The sequence below is a fragment of the Stenotrophomonas sp. YJH_SMC_135 genome (assembly GCF_059372355.1).
Window position 1 is genome coordinate 1,232,653 of sequence record NZ_JCAFVN010000001.1, and the last position, 18,124, is coordinate 1,250,776.

The window sequence follows — 18,124 nt, forward strand, 5'->3', positions numbered from 1 at the left end:
TTTTCGTGCGCAGGGGAGGGTGGGTCGGCAGGGCTGCGCCCTGCACCTGCGGGTAGTGCCGGCCGCTGGCCGGCAAGAGCCAAAGCCAAAGCGGCTCTGGGTTGTCTGGGTTTGGCGGTGCGGTGTGGACTGGCAGGACACGCCGTAGACCCTTCCATGGGGGCTCGATGGCGCCATCCATGGCGCCAACGGTCCTGCCAGCCCACACCGCCCCACCTTTGACAGTTTCCCGGTGACGGTTGGACTGATCCTGGAACGACATGGGGTCCTGGGGTCAGATCCGTTTTCCAAAGGAAAACGGATCTGACCCCAATCGATTTCGTTGTCTGACAGAGATTCATCCACGCATGGCGTGGATCCATCCACAGATCGCGGAAATCTGTCGAAGGCGGGGTGGGTCCGGTTGCGGGGGTGTCCGCGGCATGGATGCCGCTGCCAAGCCCCCAAGGATGGGTCTACGGCGTCCCTCGCAACCGGACCCACCCCGCCATTCCACGGATCGCCGGCTTTTGCTGTTGCTTTGGCTGTTGCGTCTGAGGTTGCCGGCCAGCGGCCGGCACTACCCGCGGGTGCAGGGCGCAGCCCTGCCGAATACCCCCTCATGCTGCGCCGCAGAATGCATTCGGCTGAACCTGCATGCTCTACTTGAATCGATCTAAATCCACGGTCACGTGGGTCGGGCGTCATTCCAGGGGGAGCCTTCTGCCGGTCCAGGCAGAGCTCAGCGGAAGGGTGCCGGAAGGCCCGGGCCGTCTGTCTCTGCGTCATCGACTACAGGAACCCGACATGCGTCCAGTGCCGTCCGCTCCCGCCGTCCCATCATCCTCGCGCCCGCTGGTGCGCCTGGCCTGCCTGATCGCGCTGTCGGCGGTGCCGATGCTGCTGCAGGCCGCACCGGCAGCGCTGGAGCGGGAGGTCAATACCTTCATCGGCAGCAAGGACGACGGCAACACGTTCCCGGGTGCGTCGGCACCGTTCGGCCTGATCCAGGTCAGCCCGATCGGCAGCCACTATTCGGGTTGGCGCTATGACGACGAGAAGATCCGTGGCTTCGGCCACTCCTTCATCTCCGGTGCCGGCTGCTGGGAGCAGGGCGGCCAGGTGTCGGTGCTGCCGGTGACGGGCTCGATCGGTCCGGGCGGCGATTTCGATACCGGCAACGCCAAGCAGTTCGACCACAAGGCCTACGCTGCGTCCTACACCCACGATGGCGAGGTCGGCCAGGCCGGCTACTACAAGGTGCGGCTGACCAGCTACGGTGGCATCGATGCCGAGGCGACCGCGCGTACCCGTGCCGCGGCCGAGCGCTACACCTTCAGCCAGCGCAGTGGCGATGGCCACGTGCTGGTCAATGTCGGCCAGGCCAACGAGCGCCATTCGGTGATCGGCAGCGTGGTCGATGTGGTCGGCGACCGCGTGGTCGAGGGCAAGCTGGTTACCAAGAGTTTCTGCGGCGGCCATCAGTACACCACCTGGTTCCGCATCGAGTTCGACCGTCCGTTCAAGGCGCATGGCACCTGGGGTGAGGGCGGCGGCCTGCCGGGCGCGCGCCACAGCATGGAAGGCGAGCAGAAGCCGAACGGTGCCTGGCTCAGCTTCGACCTGGCCAAGGGCCAGTCGGTGACGGCGGTCAGCGCGATCTCGCACGTGGATGCCGAAGGCGCGCGCACCAACCTGCGTGCCGAGGGCATGCAGGGTGGGTCGCTGCTCGGTTTCGACCGCATGCGCGCGCTGTCGCAGCAGGCCTGGCGTGAGCAGCTGGGCCGTGTACGCGTGCAGGGCGGCACCGCCGATGACCGCACCGTGTTCTACAGCGCGGTCTACCACGCGCTGCTGCAGCCGATGACCGGCAACGATGCCGATGGCCGCTACCGCGGCTATGACGATGGCATCCACCGTGCCGATGGCTGGACCTATTACGAGTACTTCTCGCTGTGGGATACCTATCGCGCGCAGAACCAGTGGCTGGCACTGACCCGTCCGGACGTGGCGCGCGACATCGGCCGCACCCTGCTGGCGATCGATGAGCAGGGCGGTTGGCTGCCGCGCTGGGGCTATGCCAACTTCGAAACCAACATCATGACCGGCGATCCGGTCACCCCGTTCATGGTCGACCTGTGGCGCTTCGGTGCACTCAAGGGCCGTGAATCGCAGGCCTGGGATGCGCTGCGCCGCAATGCCTTCGGCACGCCGCCGCTGAACTCGCGCATGGCCGGCCGCTCCGGCAACCCGACCTACCTGGACAAGGGCTACGTGGTCTACGACCGCGCGTTCCCGTCCAAGGGCATGGACGTCGATCCGCACCACGGTGGTTCGGCCACGCTGGAGTACGCGCTGGCCGACTGCGCGCTCTCGCAGATGGCCGACGGCCTGGGCCATGCCCAGGATGCGGCGACGCTGCGCGAGCGCGGCCGCAACTGGCGCAAGGTGTGGGACCCGCAGGTGCGCGACGCCGAGACCGGCTTCACCGGGTTCCCGCGCCCGCGTACCGAGGACGGCCAGTGGTACACCCCGTCCGACGGCCATTACAGCCCGCGTTCGCACCACGGTTTCCACGAGGGCACGGCGTGGCAGTACCAGTGGCTGGCGCAGCAGGACGTGCCGGGCCTGGTCGAAGCGATGGACGGCCGCGAGCAGGCGGGCCGCCGCCTCGATGCGTTCTTCGCGATGGACGCGCTGCAGGCCGATCCGCTCAATGCCGCCCGCAAGGCGTGGGTGGTCGGGCCGTACAGCTACTACAACCAGTTCCGCTACAACCCGAACAACGAGCCGGACCTGCACTCGCCGTGGCTGTACACGCTGATCGGCCAGCCGTGGAAGACCGCGGCCGTGGTGCGTGCGGCGCAGCAGCTGTTCACCAATGCCCCCAACGGTGTGACCGGCAACGATGACCTCGGCACGATGTCGGCCTGGTACCTGTTCAGTGCCATCGGCGTGTACCCGGCGGTGCCGGGCAGCGGCCAGTTCCTGCTGCACACCCCGCGCTTCAGCAAGGTGGAAGTGGACATGGGCAATGGCCGCACCCTGCGCATCGACGCGCCGGGCGCCGATGGCCGCCGCCTGCAGTATGTGCAGGGCGTGCAGGTCGATGGCCAGGCGCATGCACCGGTGTGGCTGGACTGGAACCGCCTGCAGCAGGGCCCACGCGTGCGCTTTGCGCTGGATGCGAAGGTGCCGGAGCAGGGCTGGGGCACGGCGGTGAAGGACCTGCCGGTATCCTGGTGCGCGGCACCGGGCAGCCAGCTGCGCTGAGCCGGACTGTGCCGTTCGCGGTGACCCAGCGAACGGCACGGCACGACACGGCCCTGATCCATTAGGCTTGAGCCTCCAGCGGAGTCCGGGAAGACGATGAACGACAACGGCAGCAGTCCCAGCAAGCGCGCCAGCAAGGCGGTGACGGTGACCGACATCGCGCGTGCGATCGGCGTGTCACGGGCAACCGTGTCGCTGGTGCTGCGCGGCAGCCCGCTGGTCAATGTCGATACCCGCGCCAAGGTCGAGGCCGAGCTGCGCCGCCAGCGCTATGTCTACAACCGCGCGGCGGCCAACCTGCGCCGGCGCACCTCGTCGAGCATCGCGCTGGTGATCAACGACCTGTCCAACCCGTTCTTCGCCGAATTCGCGTCCGGCGTGGACGAGGCACTGGGCGGGCGCGGTTACGTGACGTTGCTGGGCAGCACCGGGGAATCGCCGGAGCGCCAGCAGGCCGTGCTGTCCACGCTGATGGAGCACACCCCGGCCGGCCTGATCCTGTCGCCGGCCGAGGGCAGCGACACCGCGCAGTTGCGGCAGGCGCTGGGCGCCAATGCCAACGTGCTGCTGTTCAACCGTGAACTGGCCGGGGCTGACTGGGACTTCCTGACCCTGGACAACCAGCACGGCGCCTATCTGGCCACGCGCCACCTGATCGAGCGCGGCCATCGCCAGATCGCCTTCTTCGGCGGCCACGCCGCTTCCAGTTCCTGCCACCAGCGCCGCGCCGGTTTCCAGCAGGCGCTGGCCGAGGCCGGGCTGTCGCTGCCGCCGGGTTGGATGATCGAGTCGGCGCCGAACCGCCTGGAAGCAGCAGCGCGCACCGATGAACTGTTTGCCGATGGCCATCGTCCGAGTGCGGCGGTCTGCTACAACGACACCGTCGCGCTGGGCCTGATGCTGGGCTTGAACTCGCGTGGCATCCGTCCCGGTGGCGACTTTGCCGTTACTGGTTTCGACGACATTTCCGAGGCTGCGGTGGCGGTGCCACCGTTGACCACGCTCACTGCCGACCCGCGCGAGCGTGGCCGGCAAGCGGCCGCGCTGCTGCTGCAACGGCTGGACGAACCGGATGCGCCGCCACGGCGCACGGTCGCGCCGGTGCAGCTGCGCATCCGCGAAAGCAGTGCTGCGCGACCGAACTGATTCCTTTCATACACCCCTTCCACGCAACAACGACCTTCCGCGCATCGAGGCGCGTACCGCATGCCGATCTCCGCAACGCCCCGTCCATCGGGTTCCTCGGGCAACGCACCCGCCGTCACCAACGGCAAGGCGTTGGCTGTCGTCACCACGATCTTCTTCATGTGGGGCTTCCTGACCTGCCTCAATGACATCCTGATCCCGCACCTGAAGGCGGTGTTCGAACTGAACTACGCCAAGGCGATGCTGGTGCAGTTCACCTTCTTCGGCACCTATTTCCTGATGTCGCTGCCGGCGGGGCGGTTGGTGGCGGCGCTGGGCTACAAGAAGGGCATCGTCGCCGGCCTGGTGATCGCCGGCATCGGCGCGCTGGGCTTCTGGCCGGCGGCCGAACTGCGCGTCTATGGCGCCTTCCTCGGCGCACTGTTCGTGCTGGCTACCGGCATTACCGTGCTGCAGGTGGCCGCCAACCCCTATGTCGCGCTGCTGGGCCCGGAGCAGACCAGCTCCAGCCGCCTGACCCTGGCGCAGGCGCTGAACTCGCTGGGCACGGCCATCGCCCCGATCTTCGGCGGCATGCTGATCCTGTCCAACACGGTCAAGAGCGCTGACGACATCGCGGCGCTGCCGGCCGCCGAGCAGCTGGCCTACCGTGCCGCCGAGGCGCAGGCTGTGCAGGGTCCGTACGTGGGCCTGGCGGTGGCGTTGGTGCTGCTGGCGCTGTTCGTATTCCTGTTCCGCCTGCCGGCGCTGAGCGACGCCACCGAGCAGGCCGACCAGGGCCACCACCACAGCTACCTGGATGCGCTGCGCAAGCGCCACCTGCTGCTGGGCGTGCTGGGCATCTTCTTCTACGTCGGCGCCGAAGTGTCGATTGGCAGCTTCCTGGTCAACTACCTGTCGATGCCGAACATCGGTGGCTTCAGCGAGCAGCAGGCCACGCATTACGTGTCTGCCTACTGGACGATGGCGATGATCGGCCGCTTCGCCGGTTCGGCGCTGCTGGCGCGCTTCTCGCCCAGCCGTCTGCTGGCGATCTTCGCGCTGGTCAACGTGGCGCTGCTGGTCACCACCATGCTGAGCTCCGGCAACGTCGCGCTGTACTCGGTGGTGGCCATCGGCCTGTTCAACTCGATCATGTTCCCGACCATCTTCGCGCTGAGCATCGAGCGCCTCGGCCCGCTGACCAACAAGGGGTCCAGCCTGCTGATCATGGCCATCGTCGGCGGTGCCGTGGTGCCGTACCTGCAGGGCGTGCTGGCCGACCACATCGGTGTGCAGGCCAGCTTCATCCTGCCGCTGCTGTGCTACGGCTACATCATTTTCTACGGACTGGTCGGCGCGCGTACGCCGGCCTCCGCAACGCAGGGAGGCTGAGTCCGGAATGGGTGCCATCGTTTGCTTCGGCGAAATTTTGATCGATCTACTAGCACAGCCGCCGGCCTCGGCCGATACCCCGCGTGCGTTCCTGCAGTACGCCGGTGGGGCGCCGGCCAACGTCGCGGTGGCGGCTGCGCGGCTGGGTGCGAAGACCCAGTTCGTCGGCATGCTCGGCCGCGACATGTTCGGTGACTTCCTGGCCGACAGCCTGGTCGAGCATGGCGTGGGTACCGACTACATCGTGCGTACCGACGCGGCCAAGACTGCACTGGCCTTCGTGGCCCTGGATGCCAATGGCGAGCGCAGCTTCAGTTTCTACCGCCCGCCGGCGGCTGACCTGCTGTTCCGTGACAGCGACTTCCAGGCGGCGTGCCTCGACAGCGCGCAATGCTTCCACGTCTGTTCCAACAGCCTGACCGAGCCGGCCATCGCCGAGGCGACCTTTGCCGGCATGGACCGTGCCCGCGCTGCTGGTGCGGTGGTCAGCCTGGACCTCAACCTGCGTCCTGCCCTGTGGCCGGCGAACGAGGACCCGACGCCGCGCCTGTGGCAGGCGCTGGAACGCGCCGACCTGGTCAAGCTGTCGCGCGAGGAGCTGGACTACCTGGCCGCGCCGCTGGGCGCCGATGGCGAGGCGGCGGTGCTGCGGCGCCTGCTGGCCGCGCGGGCGCGCTGGGTGATCGTCACCGATGGTGCAGCCACGCTGCACTGGTACACCCGCGACAACCACGGCACCGTCACCAGCTTCCGCGTGGCCACGGTCGACACCACGGCGGCCGGTGATGCCTTCGTCGGTGGCGTGCTGGTCGGCCTGCTGGAGCGCGGCGGGGCCGGTGCCGGTTTTACCGCCTTCTGCCAGGACCCCGAGGCGATCACCGCCACGCTGCGCTTCGGCGCTGCGGTCGGCGCGCTGGCTGTTACCCGCAAGGGCGCGTTCGCCGCGATGCCCTCGCTCGATGAAGTGCAGCAGCTGCTGCAGGCACAGGACATTACCGCATGAGCACCTCGCCCGATTTCCGTTCGCCCGCGTTCCTGCGCGCCCACATCGCCGATACCATGGCGTTCTACCACCCGCGCTGCATCGATCCCAACGGTGGCTTCTTCCACTACTTCCGTGATGACGGCAGCATCTACGATGCCAGCCATCGCCACCTGGTGAGCAGCACCCGTTTCGTCTTCAACTACGCGATGGCCTACCGCGAGTTCGGCAATGCCGAGTACCGCGACGCGGTCGAGCACGGTGTGCGCTACCTGCGCGAGGTGCACCGCAACCCGGCCACCGGTGGCTACGCCTGGACCCTGCGTGATGGCAAGGTCGAGGACGACATGAACCACTGCTACGGCGTGGCCTTCGTGCTGCTGGCCTACAGCTGCGCGCTGAAGGCAGGCATCGAGCAGGCCCGCGCGTGGATGGACGAGACTTGGCAGCTGCTGGAAGCGCGCTTCTGGGAGCCGCAGCACGGGCTCTACAAGGATGAAGCGGACGGCCAGTGGAACTTCACCGGCTACCGTGGACAGAACGCCAACATGCACATGTGCGAGGCGATGCTGGCCGCGTTCGAGGCCAGTGGCGAGCAGCGCTATGTGGAGCGCGCGCTGCAGCTGGCCGACAACATGACCCGCCGCCAAGCGGCCAAGGCCGGCGGGCTGGTCTGGGAACACTACGATGAGAACTGGGAGATCGACTGGGACTACAACCTGGACGACCCCAAGCACCTGTTCCGCCCGTGGGGCTTCCAACCGGGGCACCAGACCGAGTGGGCCAAGCTGCTGCTGATCCTCGATCGCCACGTGCAGGCCGACTGGCTGGTGCCGACCGCGCAGCACCTGTTCGACGTGGCCGTGGCGCGCAGCTGGGACGACGCGCGAGGCGGCCTGTACTACGGCTTCGCACCCGAATCGCGCCGGCAGCCGGGCATGGATGGCGCGCCGATTGGCGGCGACAGCTTCGTCTGCGACGACGACAAGTACTTCTGGGTGCAGGCCGAAACGCTGGCTACTGCCGCGCTGATGGCCAAGCGCACCGGTGATGACCGCTACTGGCAGTGGTACGAGCGCATCTGGGCGTACGCGTGGGAGCACTTCGTCGACCATCAGTTCGGCGCCTGGTTCCGCATCCTCGATGCCGACAACCGCAAGTACAGCGACGAGAAGAGCCCGGCCGGCAAGGTGGATTACCACACCATGGGCGCGTGCTACGAAGTGTTGAACGTGGTGCGTTGAGGCGCGTGTCGCCATACGCATGATGAATCGGAATCAGTAGCGCCGGGCCACGCCCGGCGGAAGAACAGGAGCTCCGCGTGCATCGTCTTTCCCTCGTTGTCCGTCTGCTCCTGCTGCTGGTCGCAACGTCGGCCTTCCCGGCAACTGCAGCGCCCCTGCAGGCACAGTGGGAGTTCCGCATGCTGCCCGGCGACGCGCAGGGCGCAGCTCATCCAGGCCTGCAGCAATGGCGTGCGGCGACGGTGCCGGGCAGCGTGCACACCGACCTGCTGGCGCATGCGCTGATCCGCGACCCGTACGTGGGTGCGCCCGAAGCGGAGCTGCAATGGATCGGCCTGGCGGCCTGGGAGTACCGCGCGCGCTTCGACGTGGACGCGGCGATGCTGGCCAAGCCCAATGCCGAACTGCGCTTCGACGGGCTGGACACTTATGCCGAAGTCAGCCTCAACGGCAAGCCGCTGCTGCGCGCGGACAACGCGCACCGGACCTGGCGCGCGCGCGTGGAAGGGCATCTGCGCGCCAGGGGCAATGAACTGCAGATCGTGTTCCGTTCGCCAATCCGCAGCCTGTTGCCGGGCGTGGAGGCAATGCCACACAAGATCGCTGGCAACTATCCTTCGCCCTATGGGGACGAGCCGAAGGACGCGATGGTCGGAAACTTCGCGCGCAAGCCGGCCTACCACTTCGGCTGGGACTGGGGCCCGCGTTATGTCACCGCCGGGGTCTGGCGCGGGGTCGACCTGCAGGCCTGGGATACGCACCGCCTGACCAGTCTTGCCGTGCGCACCGATGCATTGAGCGCGGAGCAGGCGAAGCTGGCGGTGCTGCTGCAGGTGGAGCAGGGCGCAGCGGCCGGCTCCGCGGTGGTGAACGTGGATGTGCGCGATCCGCAGGGCCGCAACGTGGCCCAGGTACAGCGCACGGTGCTGCTGAAGCCCGGCCAGAACACGGTTGAACTACCGATTGAACTGGCGGAACCGAAGCGGTGGTGGCCGGTCGGCCATGGTGCGCAGGATCGCTATACCGTGCAGGCGCGCCTGGATGGCGGTGCCGACGCAACGCTGGTGCGCGAGCAGCGCATCGGCCTGCGCACGGTCGAACTGCGCCGCGAAGAGGACGGCAAGGGCGGGCAGGGCTTCGCCTTCGTCATCAATGGCGTGCCGATCTTCGCCAAGGGCGCCAACGTCATTCCGTTCGATGCCTTCCCCGCACGCGTCGACGCAGCACGTCTGCGCCAGGTGCTGACCGCCGCGCGCGACGCCAACATGAACATGCTGCGCAACTGGGGCGGTGGCTACTACGAGGACGACGCTTTCTTCGACATCGCCGACGAACTGGGCCTGCTGGTCTGGCAGGACTTCATGTTCGGCGGCGGCATGCAGCCGGGCTACGATCCGGCCTTCCGTGCCAGCGTGGTGGCCGAGGCGCGCGACAACGTGCGCCGGCTGCGCCATCACCCCAGCATCGTGCTGTGGTGTGGCAACAACGAGGAAGAAACCGCCTGGAAGGACTGGGGTCACGGCCGTGACCTGAAGGCGGCCGACCCGGCATTTGCGGTGAAGGTCTGGCAGGGCTATGTCGACCTGTTCGGCAACGACCTGCGCCAGGTAGTGGGCGAGGAAGGACTGGGCGTACCGTACTGGTCCAGTTCGCCCAGCAACGATCTGGACGAGAAGGCCAACGATTCCACCCGCGGCGACAAGCACTACTGGCAGGTCTGGGGCAATCCGGCGCTGCCGGTGCAGGCCTACCTGCGTGAGACGCCGCGCTTCATGTCCGAGTACGGGCTGCAGGCGTGGCCGTCGGTGGCGACGGTGGACCAGATCGCCACCCGCGCCGAACAGCGCATCGACAGCCCGGTGATCCGCGCGCACCAGAAATTCATGGCCGGCGAGGGCAACAGCCGCCTGCTGCACTACATCGAACTGGGTTACGGCACGCCGAAGGACTTCGAGGACTTCGTCTACCTCAGCCAGGTCATGCAGGCCGATGGCATCGCACTGGCGGCGCTGCATCATCGCGCCTCCCGGCCATACACGATGGGTTCGCTGTACTGGCAGCTCAACGATGTCTGGCCGGGCGCCTCGTGGTCCAGCGTGGATTATTTCGGCCGCTGGAAGGCGCTGCACTTCGCCGCGCGGCGTTTCTTCGCGCCGGTCACGGTAGCCGCGCTGCGCGATGAGGGCAGCACGCGGGTGCGCCTGATCAATGACGGTGCGGCGCTGGATGCACGTTGGCGGCTGCGGGTGATCGACATGGACGGCAAGGTGCTGCGTCGTCGCGAGGACGCGGTGACGTTGACGGCGGAGGGCGTCACCTCGATCGGTGATTTTCGCGATGCCGAGTTGCTGGCCGGTGCCGATCCGAAGCGCACGGTGGCGGTGTTTGAGCTGCTGCAGAACGGGGCGGTGAGCGCACGGCAGGTGGTCGGATTCGTCGAAGCCAAGGACCAGGTATTGCCGCGGCAGAAGCTCAAGGCCACCTTGTCCATCGAAGGCGACCACTATCGACTGCGGCTGGAAAGCGCGGCGTACGTGCGCGCGGCGTGGATCGACTTCGGCGCGCTGGACGTGCAGGTCGAAGACAACCTGCTGGACCTGTTGCCGGGCGAAACCCGCGATATCGCGGTGCGCGGCCCGGTGGATCTGGTTACCCTGCGCGAGGCGCTGAGGGTGAAGACCCTCAACGACCGTTGAGGGATATCCCGCTTTGGTAGGTGCCAACCTTGGTTGGCACACCAGGAGCCTGCCAACCAAGGTTGGCCTCTACCATTTTGCTTACAGCTGGATCTGCTGGAAGTTCTCGACCCGCTCGTGGCCGTTGGCGGCCTGGCCGGTACGCGGCATCGGGTAGTCATCCAGGCGGTCGATCAGCCGGGTCTGCAGGCCGGCTTCGCGGGCAGCATCCAGTTCTTCGACCACATCGGACAGGAACAGGATCTCGCCGGCCGGCACGCCGATGGCCTGCACGATGCGGCGGTAGCTGTCGGCCTCACGCTTGCCACCCATCTCGGTATCGAACCAGCCCGACACCAGCGGGCTGAGGTCACCGGCATCGCTGAAGCCGAAGAACAGCTTCTGCGCCGGCACCGAGCCGGAGGAGTACACGTACAGCGGCAGGCCGGAGGCATGCCAGCCCTTCAGCACCGGTGCCACTTCCGGGTAGAAGTGCGCGGTGTAGTCGCCGCGACGGTAGCCCTCATCCCAGATCAGGCCCTGCAGCGCCTTCAGTGCGGTGTGCTTGCGGTCCTGGTCAATCCAGCCCTGCAGCGTCTCGGCCACCAGGCTGTCCTGGCAGGCGCCGCCGATCTCGGTAGCCACCGCGTCCAGCCAGCGGCGGACCTCCGGCTGCTGGCCATGTTCGGCGACGAACGCGGGCAAGGCCTTGCGGGCATAGGGGAACAGCACGTTCTTGACGAACGAGATGCTGCTGGTGGTGCCTTCGATGTCGGTCAGGATGACGCGGGGCTGCATGGATCAGGACGCCTGGGTAGGTACGTAACGGGGGAACTTCTGCGCGATGTCGGTGCCGGTGAAATGACCCACCCAGCCGTCCGGCTCGGTGAAGAAGCGGATCGCCACGAAGCTCGGTTCATCGCCCATGTCGAACCAGTGGGTGGTGCCATCGGGCACGGCGATCAGGTCGTCCTTCACGCACTCGATCTCATAGACCTTGTCACCCACGTGCAGGGTGAACAGGCCCGAGCCTGCGACGAAGAAGCGCACCTCGTCTTCCTTGTGGAAGTGCTCGTCGAGGAACTTCTTGCGCAGCTCGGCGCGGTTCGGGTTGTCCGGGGCGATCGAGGCCACGTCCACGCTCTTGAAGCCGCGCTCGGCGACCAGGCGGTCGATGTCCGCACGGTAGGCGGCGAACACTTCCTCCTGGCTGGCGCCCGGCGCGACTGGCGCGGTGGCCTGCCAGCGCTCGAAGGTGACGCCGATCTTCTGCAGCTCGGCAGCGATGACCGCGCCGTCCTGGGTGTCCAGCAGCGGCGATTCGGGGCGGGTGTCGTCGTAGATGCGCAGTCGGCTCATGGCGGCAGCTTGAACGTCTCGGGGGGAAGACAGGGTAGCAGGGTGGGGGCGAGGCGCAGATTCCGGATCGGCATCTGCACCTGCGCGCAGGCTCAGCCGCGCAGCTTGCGCAGCTCGAGCTCGCAGTGGAACAGGAATTCGAAGGCTTCCAGGTGACGGCGGGCCTCGGCCATGTCACGGCCCCAGGCATACAGGCCGTGGCCGTCGATCAGGTAACCCCACAGGTTCTGCCGGTCGAGCAGGTCGTCGACCTGCGCCGAGAGCACGTTCATGTCCTGGGTGTTGGCGAACACCGGTACGTCGATGGCCATTTCATGGGTGCTGTTGCCGGCGAAGGCCTTCAGCAGCTCGTAGCCTTCCAGGCGGATATGACCCTGCGGCGCGTACAGGCGCGAAGCGATGGTCTGCACCGGCGAATGCGTATGCAGCACACAGCCGATTTCCGGGAAGCGGCGGTACAGCTGGGTGTGCAGCAGGGTCTCGGCGGACGGGCGCAGCGGGCGACCGACGGCCAGGCCGTCGAAGTCCACCACCATGATGTCGTCCTCGATCAGCCGGCCCTTGTCCTTGCCGGACACGGTGATCGCGGCGTGGCGGTCATCCAGGCGGTGGGAGAAATTGCTGCTGGTGGCCGGGGTCCAGCCGGCGTGCGCCAGTTCGCGGACGTTGTCGATCAGCAGCTGGGCCAGTTCGCTCAGGCGCGCGGTGTCGTACGGGAAGGTGGGGGCGTTCATGCCGGCGATTTTACTGGATTCGGCCAGCGGCTGAGCCCCTCGTGGCGGGTCGTGTAGAGCGGTTCATGGGCGGGGCGGGGCGGGTGGGCCGTGCAGCGCCCCCCGCAATCTCGCCCCTTCCCGCCAAACCCTCAGACCCGCTGTTGCCGTTGCCGTTGCTCCGGCTTCAAAGCCGGGTGCAGGGCCGCAGGCCCTGCAATCCCTTTATTTCGCGCGCAGGCGGCTGTGCCGGAACCCGTAGCAGAAATAGATCACGAAGCCGACGAACGTCCATACCCCCATCAGCATCCAGTTGTGCATCGTCATCGCCGACAGCAGCGCCAGGCAGCTCAGCACGCCCAGGCTGCAGATCAGCCACGCCATCGGCATGCGGAACGGGCGCGGCAGGTCCGGCTGGGTGCGGCGCAGGATCAGCACGCCGGCGCAGACTGCGGCGAACGCGATCAGCGTGCCCATCGAGGTCAGCTCGCCGAGGATGTCCAGCGGGAACAGCGCCGCCAGCAGCGCGATGCCAATGCCGGTGATCACGGTGTTGATGTGCGGCGTGCGGTACTTCGGGTGGATCCTGGTGAACACCGGTGGCAGCAGGCCGTCGCGGCCCATGATCATGAAGATGCGCGGCTGGCCGATGATCATCACCAGCACTACCGATGACAGGCCGACCAGCGCGCCGACCTCGACCACCCAGCGCAGCCAGCCCAGCTGCGGGTGCGCGGCCACGGCAGTCACCACCGGCTCGTCGGTGCCCAGCAGCTGGAACGGCACCAGGCCGGTCATCACTGCCGCCATCGCGATGTACAGCACGGTGCAGATCACCAGCGACAGCATCATGCCGATCGGCATGTCACGCTGCGGGTTCTTCGATTCCTGCGCCGCCACCGATACCGCCTCGAAACCGATGTAGGCGAAGAACACCATCGCCGCGCCACGCAGCACGCCTTCCATGCCGTACTTGCCGGGGCCTTCGTTGGCCGGGATGAACGGGGTCCAGTTGCTGGTGTCCACGTATTTCCAACCGACCACGATGACCAGCACGATCAGGCCGGTCTTGAGCACGACCATCGCCATGTTCATCGCCGAGGACTTGCTGATGCCGACGTAGCACAGCCAGGTCAGCAGCAGCACCAGTGCGGCGGCGGGCAGGTTGGCGATCGCGCCGGTGGGGCGCAGCTGCGCGTCCAGTGGCGCGCTGACCAGTGCCGCCGGTAGATGGATGTCGAACTGGCTGAGCAGGCTGAGGAAATAACCGGTCCAGCTGACCGCCACCGCCGAGGCGGAGACGCCGTACTCGAGCACCAGCATCCAGCCGATGAACCAGGCCGAGAGCTCGCCGAAGGTGGCGTAGGTGTAGGTGTAGGCGCTGCCGGAGACCGGCACCATCGAGGCGAATTCGGCGTAGGCCAGCGCGCAGAAGGCGCAGCAGATGGCGGCCAGCACGAAGGACAGCATGATCGCCGGGCCGGCGTGGTTGGCGGCGGCCTGGCCGGTGATGACGAAGATGCCGCCGCCGATCACCGCGCCGATGCCCAGGGCGGTCAGCCCCCAGGGGCCAAGGTGGCGACGCAGGCTCAGGCCGTTGGCGTCTTCATGGGCGGCATGCGGATGCTTGGTGGCCCACAGTTGCTTGAACATGTGTGGTGGTCTTGTCGAAGCGCGCCATGGGCGGCGCGCGGGAAAACGGACGGGCCGGCGCGAGGCCGGCCCGAAGGCGGATCAGGGCGACTTGGCCAGCTTGCTGTTGCGGATGCCGTAGCCCAGGTAGATCAGCAGGCCCAGCAGCGTCCAGCCAACGAACAGGTGCCAATGCACCACGAACGCCTGCCAGAACAGGAACAGGCAGGTGGCCGCACCGAGCGGGCAGATGATCCACACCATCGGCACGCGGAACGGGCGGTGCAGGTCCGGCTTGGAATAGCGCAGTACCAGCACGCCGATGCAGACCGTGGCAAACGCCAGCAGGGTGCCCATCGAGACCAGCTCGCCCAGCACGTTCAGCGGCACCAGGCCGGCCAGCGCGGCGGCGATCACGCCGACCACGATGGTGGCGACGTACGGGGTGCGGAAACGGGCATGGACCTTGCCGAAGAACTTCGGCAGCAGGCCGTCGCGGGAGATGGTATAGGCGATGCGGGTCTGGCCCATCATCATCACCAGCACCACCGAGGACAGGCCGGCGATGGCGCCGACTTCCACGAACGTCTTCAGCCAGGACAGGGTCGGGTAGGGCTCCAGGGCGGTGGCCACCGGCTTGTCGGTGCCCAGCAGGTGGTACGGCATCATGCCGGTCAGCACCGCACAGACGATGATGTAGACGATCGTGCACACGGCCAGCGAGCCGAGCAGGCCGATCGGCATGTTGCGTTGCGGGTCCTTGGTCTCGCCAGCAGCGGTGGAGACCGCATCGAAGCCGATGTACGCGAAGAACACGATGGTGGCGGCGCGGAAGATGCCGCTCCAGCCGAACTCACCCGGCACGCCGGTGTTTTCCGGAATAAACGGGTGCCAGTTGGCCGGGTCAATGTGGGCCGCGCCGATGCCGATGAACAGGCAGATGACAGTGACCTTGATCGCCACGATGATGGCGTTGACGAACGCCGACTGGGTCACGCCCACGTACAGCAGGCCGGACACCGCCGCCACGATCAGCACCGCCGGCAGGTTGAACAGCTTGCCGGAGGAGACGAACTCGCTGCCGGTCCAGGCGATGGGCGCGGCGCTGAGCATGTCCGGGAAGGGCATGTGCAGCGTGGTGGTGATGAAGCTGATCAGGTAGGCCGACCAGCCCACCGCGACCGAGGCCGAGGCGAACAGGTACTCCAGCACCAGGCACCAGCCGATGAACCAGGCCATGCCTTCGCCGAGGGTGGCGTAGGAATAGGAGTAGGCACTGCCGGAGACCGGCATCATCGCCGCGAACTCGGCATAGCACAGGCCTGCCAGCGCACAGGCGAAACCGGCCAGCACGAACGACAGCATGACCGCCGGGCCCGCGTGGTTGGCTGCGGCCTGGCCGGTCAGCACGAAGATGCCTGCGCCGATCACCGCACCCACGCCCAGCAGGATGAGGTGTTTAGCCGTGAGGGTCCGTTTCAACGTGGCTTCGCCGTCCAGGCTGCCTTCGATGGGTTCGCCGGCATCGACGTGCCCGGCCGGCTCGACCGGCTTGACCCTCAACAGAGCTTTCAGCATGCAGTACTTCCTAGTGATCGGATGGGGTGGGCGGCCGATACGTTGCCGGCTGCCTTGAATGGTGAAGGCCGTGCGAACGGCCCGCTGTACCTTAGCCAAAGCTGAAGCCAACGCACAAGCGCAATCGCAACAATGAACGGCGATAATGAGCAGTATTTTTCCGAACCGCCCCCATTCATGAGCCAGACCGCCGAAACCCTTGCCGCGCTTGACGATCGCCTGCGCGGCCTGCTCCGGGACTACGCGCGCCGCGAACCCGCCCACGACGCCCTGGCTGCCGAATTCGGCACATTGCTGGATGATCCGGAAGATCCCTTCCGCCGCGAGCGCCTGGCCGGCCACTTCACCGCCAGCTGCTGGCTGGTCAGCGCCGATGGCCAGCGCCTGCTGCTGACCCACCACCGCAAGCTGCAGCGCTGGCTGCAGCTGGGCGGCCACGCCGACGGCGACCGTGACCTGGCCCGGGTGGCGCTGAAGGAAGCCGAGGAGGAGTCGGGCCTGAGCGGCCTGGTACTGGAAGACCCGGCCATCTTCGATCTGGACAAGCACTGGATTCCGGAGCGCAAGGACGTGCCGGGGCACTGGCACTACGACGTGCGTTTCGTGATACGGGCGCTGGGGGGCGAGGCCTTCGTGCTCAGCGAGGAATCGCTCGACCTGGCCTGGCGGCCGGTGACCGAGGTCGCGGCCGACCCCGAATCGGATGAATCCATGCAGCGCATGGCGCGCCGTTGGCTGGCGCGTTGAAAAAAGGGGACGGAGGGGATTAAGTCGTTAATGCATAAACGACTTAATCCCCTCCGTCCCCTTTTTACCTAGTACAGGATGCGCGTCCGCAGCGTGCCTGGAATCGCGGCCAGTTCGTCGCGGACGGCGGCGGCCTGCGCCTCGCTGGCGGTGATGTCAATCACCACGTAACCCACCTTCGGGTCGGTGCGCAGGAACTGGCCGTCGATGTTGACGTTGTGGCGCGAGAAGATCTCGTTGACCCTGGACAGCACGCCCGGCACGTTCTGGTGAATGTGCAGCAGGCGCAGGCTGTCTTCGTGTTCGGGCAGGGTCACTTCCGGGAAATTGACCGCCGACAGCGTGCTGCCGTTGTCGCTGTAGCGCACCAGCTTGGCCGCCACTTCCACGCCGATGTTGTCCTGCGCTTCCAGCGTGCTGCCGCCCACGTGCGGGGTCAGGATCACGTTGTCGTGGCGGGTCAGCGGCGACTCGAAGATATCGCCGTTGCCCTTCGGTTCGACCGGGAATACGTCCAGCGCGGCACCGCCGACGTGGCCGCTGGCTAGCGCTGCGTCCAGCGCGTCGATGTCGACCACGGTGCCGCGCGCGGCGTTGATCAGGTGCGCGCCCTTGCGCATCTTCGCCAGCTCGGTGCTGCCGATCATCCACTGCGTGGCCGGGGTCTCCGGCACGTGCAGGGTGACGATGTCGGCGCGGGCCAGCAGATCGTCCAGGCTCGCCGCAGCACGGGCATTGCCCAGCGCCAGCTTGGTTTCCACGTCGTGGAAGATCACCTGCATGCCCAGCGATTCGGCCAGCACGCCGACCTGGGTGCCGATGTGGCCGTAACCGATGATGCCCAGCGTCTTGCCGCGTACTTCATGGCTGCCGCTGGCCGACTTCGACCAGCCGCCGCGATGGCACTCGGCGTTCTTCTGCGGAATGCCACGGGTCAGCATGATCGCCTCGGCGATCACCAGCTCGGCCACGCTGCGGGTGTTGGAGTAGGGCGCATTGAACACCGGGATGCCGGCCAGCTCGGCCGCGTCCAGGTCGACCTGGTTGGTGCCGATGCAGAAGCAGCCCACCGCGATCAGGCGCTTGGCCTCGGCCAGCACCTCGGCGCTGAGCTGGGTGCGCGAACGGATGCCGACGATGTGCGCCTCGGCGATGCGCGCCTTCAGTTCGTCCTCGGGCAGTGCCTTGGTGTGCGCCTCGATCTGGCTGTAGCCGGCGGCGCTGAACACCTCCACGGCGGTCTGGCTGACCCCCTCCAGCAACAGTACGCGGATATCCTGCTTGGGGAACGAGGTCTTCTTCGGCGACATGGGGCAACACGGCCAGTGGGACAGGGGCTGATCACTATGCCAGATCGAAGCGCCCATGGTGCAGTGCGCAATTGGTTGCATCCGTAGCTATCTGTATCGCTGCGGGGCTGGA

At 67.0% G+C, this 18,124-nt stretch carries 13 protein-coding genes; 7 read left to right on the forward strand and 6 right to left on the reverse strand.

The features are described from left to right. The first annotated feature begins 786 nt into the window (after positions 1-786). The 6 genes from AC5P98_RS06195 (at position 787) to AC5P98_RS06220 (ending at position 10,694) form a co-directional block, all read left to right on the forward strand. Positions 787-3,252, forward strand: coding sequence for a GH92 family glycosyl hydrolase (locus AC5P98_RS06195; RefSeq protein WP_049418917.1), 2,466 nt, complete (start codon positions 787-789; stop codon positions 3,250-3,252). A gap of 96 nt (positions 3,253-3,348) precedes the next feature. Beyond that, entirely contained in the window at positions 3,349-4,398 is a 1,050-nt protein-coding gene (locus tag AC5P98_RS06200) for a LacI family DNA-binding transcriptional regulator (RefSeq protein ID WP_495229908.1), read from the forward strand. Between the two features lie 60 nt (positions 4,399-4,458). Continuing rightward, positions 4,459-5,772 carry an L-fucose:H+ symporter permease gene (gene fucP, locus AC5P98_RS06205; RefSeq protein WP_032957977.1) on the forward strand — a complete coding sequence of 438 codons (1,314 nt, stop codon included), beginning with the start codon at positions 4,459-4,461 and terminating at the stop codon, positions 5,770-5,772. 7 nt (positions 5,773-5,779) lie between these two features. After that, a complete protein-coding gene (locus AC5P98_RS06210) occupies positions 5,780-6,775 on the forward strand; it encodes a carbohydrate kinase family protein (protein WP_049418919.1) in 996 nt (331 codons plus the stop codon). Further along, a complete protein-coding gene (locus AC5P98_RS06215) occupies positions 6,772-7,998 on the forward strand; it encodes an AGE family epimerase/isomerase (protein ID WP_049408762.1) in 1,227 nt (408 codons plus the stop codon). The genes AC5P98_RS06210 and AC5P98_RS06215 overlap by 4 nt, the downstream gene beginning before the upstream one ends. 77 nt (positions 7,999-8,075) lie before the next feature. Beyond that, complete coding sequence (locus AC5P98_RS06220) at positions 8,076-10,694, forward strand: beta-mannosidase (RefSeq protein WP_099476084.1); 2,619 nt, start codon at positions 8,076-8,078, stop codon at positions 10,692-10,694. Positions 10,695-10,775: 81 nt separating this feature from the next. Here the strand turns inward: AC5P98_RS06220 and mtnC are convergent, their stop codons facing one another. From mtnC to AC5P98_RS06245, 5 genes are all read right to left on the reverse strand, one after another. Then, positions 10,776-11,471: an acireductone synthase gene (gene mtnC, locus AC5P98_RS06225; protein ID WP_049408764.1), complete on the reverse strand. Its 696-nt coding sequence runs from the start codon at positions 11,469-11,471 to the stop codon at positions 10,776-10,778. A gap of 3 nt (positions 11,472-11,474) precedes the next feature. Then, positions 11,475-12,032 carry a 1,2-dihydroxy-3-keto-5-methylthiopentene dioxygenase gene (locus AC5P98_RS06230; RefSeq protein WP_005409451.1) on the reverse strand — a complete coding sequence of 186 codons (558 nt, stop codon included), beginning with the start codon at positions 12,030-12,032 and terminating at the stop codon, positions 11,475-11,477. Between the two features lie 92 nt (positions 12,033-12,124). Beyond that, a complete protein-coding gene (locus AC5P98_RS06235; RefSeq protein WP_041863375.1) occupies positions 12,125-12,766 on the reverse strand; it encodes a methylthioribulose 1-phosphate dehydratase in 642 nt (213 codons plus the stop codon). 204 nt (positions 12,767-12,970) lie between these two features. Further along, positions 12,971-14,398 carry an amino acid permease gene (locus tag AC5P98_RS06240; protein ID WP_032957969.1) on the reverse strand — a complete coding sequence of 476 codons (1,428 nt, stop codon included), beginning with the start codon at positions 14,396-14,398 and terminating at the stop codon, positions 12,971-12,973. 81 nt (positions 14,399-14,479) lie between these two features. Next, positions 14,480-15,955: an amino acid permease gene (locus AC5P98_RS06245; protein WP_014646972.1), complete on the reverse strand. Its 1,476-nt coding sequence runs from the start codon at positions 15,953-15,955 to the stop codon at positions 14,480-14,482. A 132-nt stretch (positions 15,956-16,087) separates the two neighbouring features. On the opposite strand from AC5P98_RS06245, the gene AC5P98_RS06250 reads away from it, so the two are divergent. After that, a complete protein-coding gene (locus AC5P98_RS06250; RefSeq protein ID WP_080354567.1) occupies positions 16,088-16,702 on the forward strand; it encodes an NUDIX hydrolase in 615 nt (204 codons plus the stop codon). Between the two features lie 68 nt (positions 16,703-16,770). Here AC5P98_RS06250 and serA read toward each other — a convergent pair whose 3' ends face one another. Beyond that, positions 16,771-18,012, reverse strand: a complete 1,242-nt coding sequence (gene serA, locus AC5P98_RS06255; RefSeq protein WP_005416356.1) for a phosphoglycerate dehydrogenase — start codon at positions 18,010-18,012, stop codon at positions 16,771-16,773. Positions 18,013-18,124: the final 112 nt, after the last annotated feature.

Bases quoted from the DNA above. Each gene is read 5' to 3' on its own strand.
- AC5P98_RS06195 (WP_049418917.1), top strand. From the start codon at position 787: ATGCGTCCAGTGCCGTCCGCTCCCGCCGTCCCATCATCCTCGCGCCCG.
- AC5P98_RS06200 (WP_495229908.1), top strand. From the start codon at position 3,349: ATGAACGACAACGGCAGCAGTCCCAGCAAGCGCGCCAGCAAGGCGGTG.
- fucP (WP_032957977.1), top strand. From the start codon at position 4,459: ATGCCGATCTCCGCAACGCCCCGTCCATCGGGTTCCTCGGGCAACGCA.
- AC5P98_RS06210 (WP_049418919.1), top strand. From the start codon at position 5,780: ATGGGTGCCATCGTTTGCTTCGGCGAAATTTTGATCGATCTACTAGCA.
- AC5P98_RS06215 (WP_049408762.1), top strand. From the start codon at position 6,772: ATGAGCACCTCGCCCGATTTCCGTTCGCCCGCGTTCCTGCGCGCCCAC.
- mtnC (WP_049408764.1), bottom strand. From the start codon at position 11,471: ATGCAGCCCCGCGTCATCCTGACCGACATCGAAGGCACCACCAGCAGC.
- AC5P98_RS06230 (WP_005409451.1), bottom strand. From the start codon at position 12,032: ATGAGCCGACTGCGCATCTACGACGACACCCGCCCCGAATCGCCGCTG.
- AC5P98_RS06235 (WP_041863375.1), bottom strand. From the start codon at position 12,766: ATGAACGCCCCCACCTTCCCGTACGACACCGCGCGCCTGAGCGAACTG.
- AC5P98_RS06240 (WP_032957969.1), bottom strand. From the start codon at position 14,398: ATGTTCAAGCAACTGTGGGCCACCAAGCATCCGCATGCCGCCCATGAA.
- AC5P98_RS06245 (WP_014646972.1), bottom strand. From the start codon at position 15,955: ATGCTGAAAGCTCTGTTGAGGGTCAAGCCGGTCGAGCCGGCCGGGCAC.
- AC5P98_RS06250 (WP_080354567.1), top strand. From the start codon at position 16,088: ATGAACGGCGATAATGAGCAGTATTTTTCCGAACCGCCCCCATTCATG.
- serA (WP_005416356.1), bottom strand. From the start codon at position 18,012: ATGTCGCCGAAGAAGACCTCGTTCCCCAAGCAGGATATCCGCGTACTG.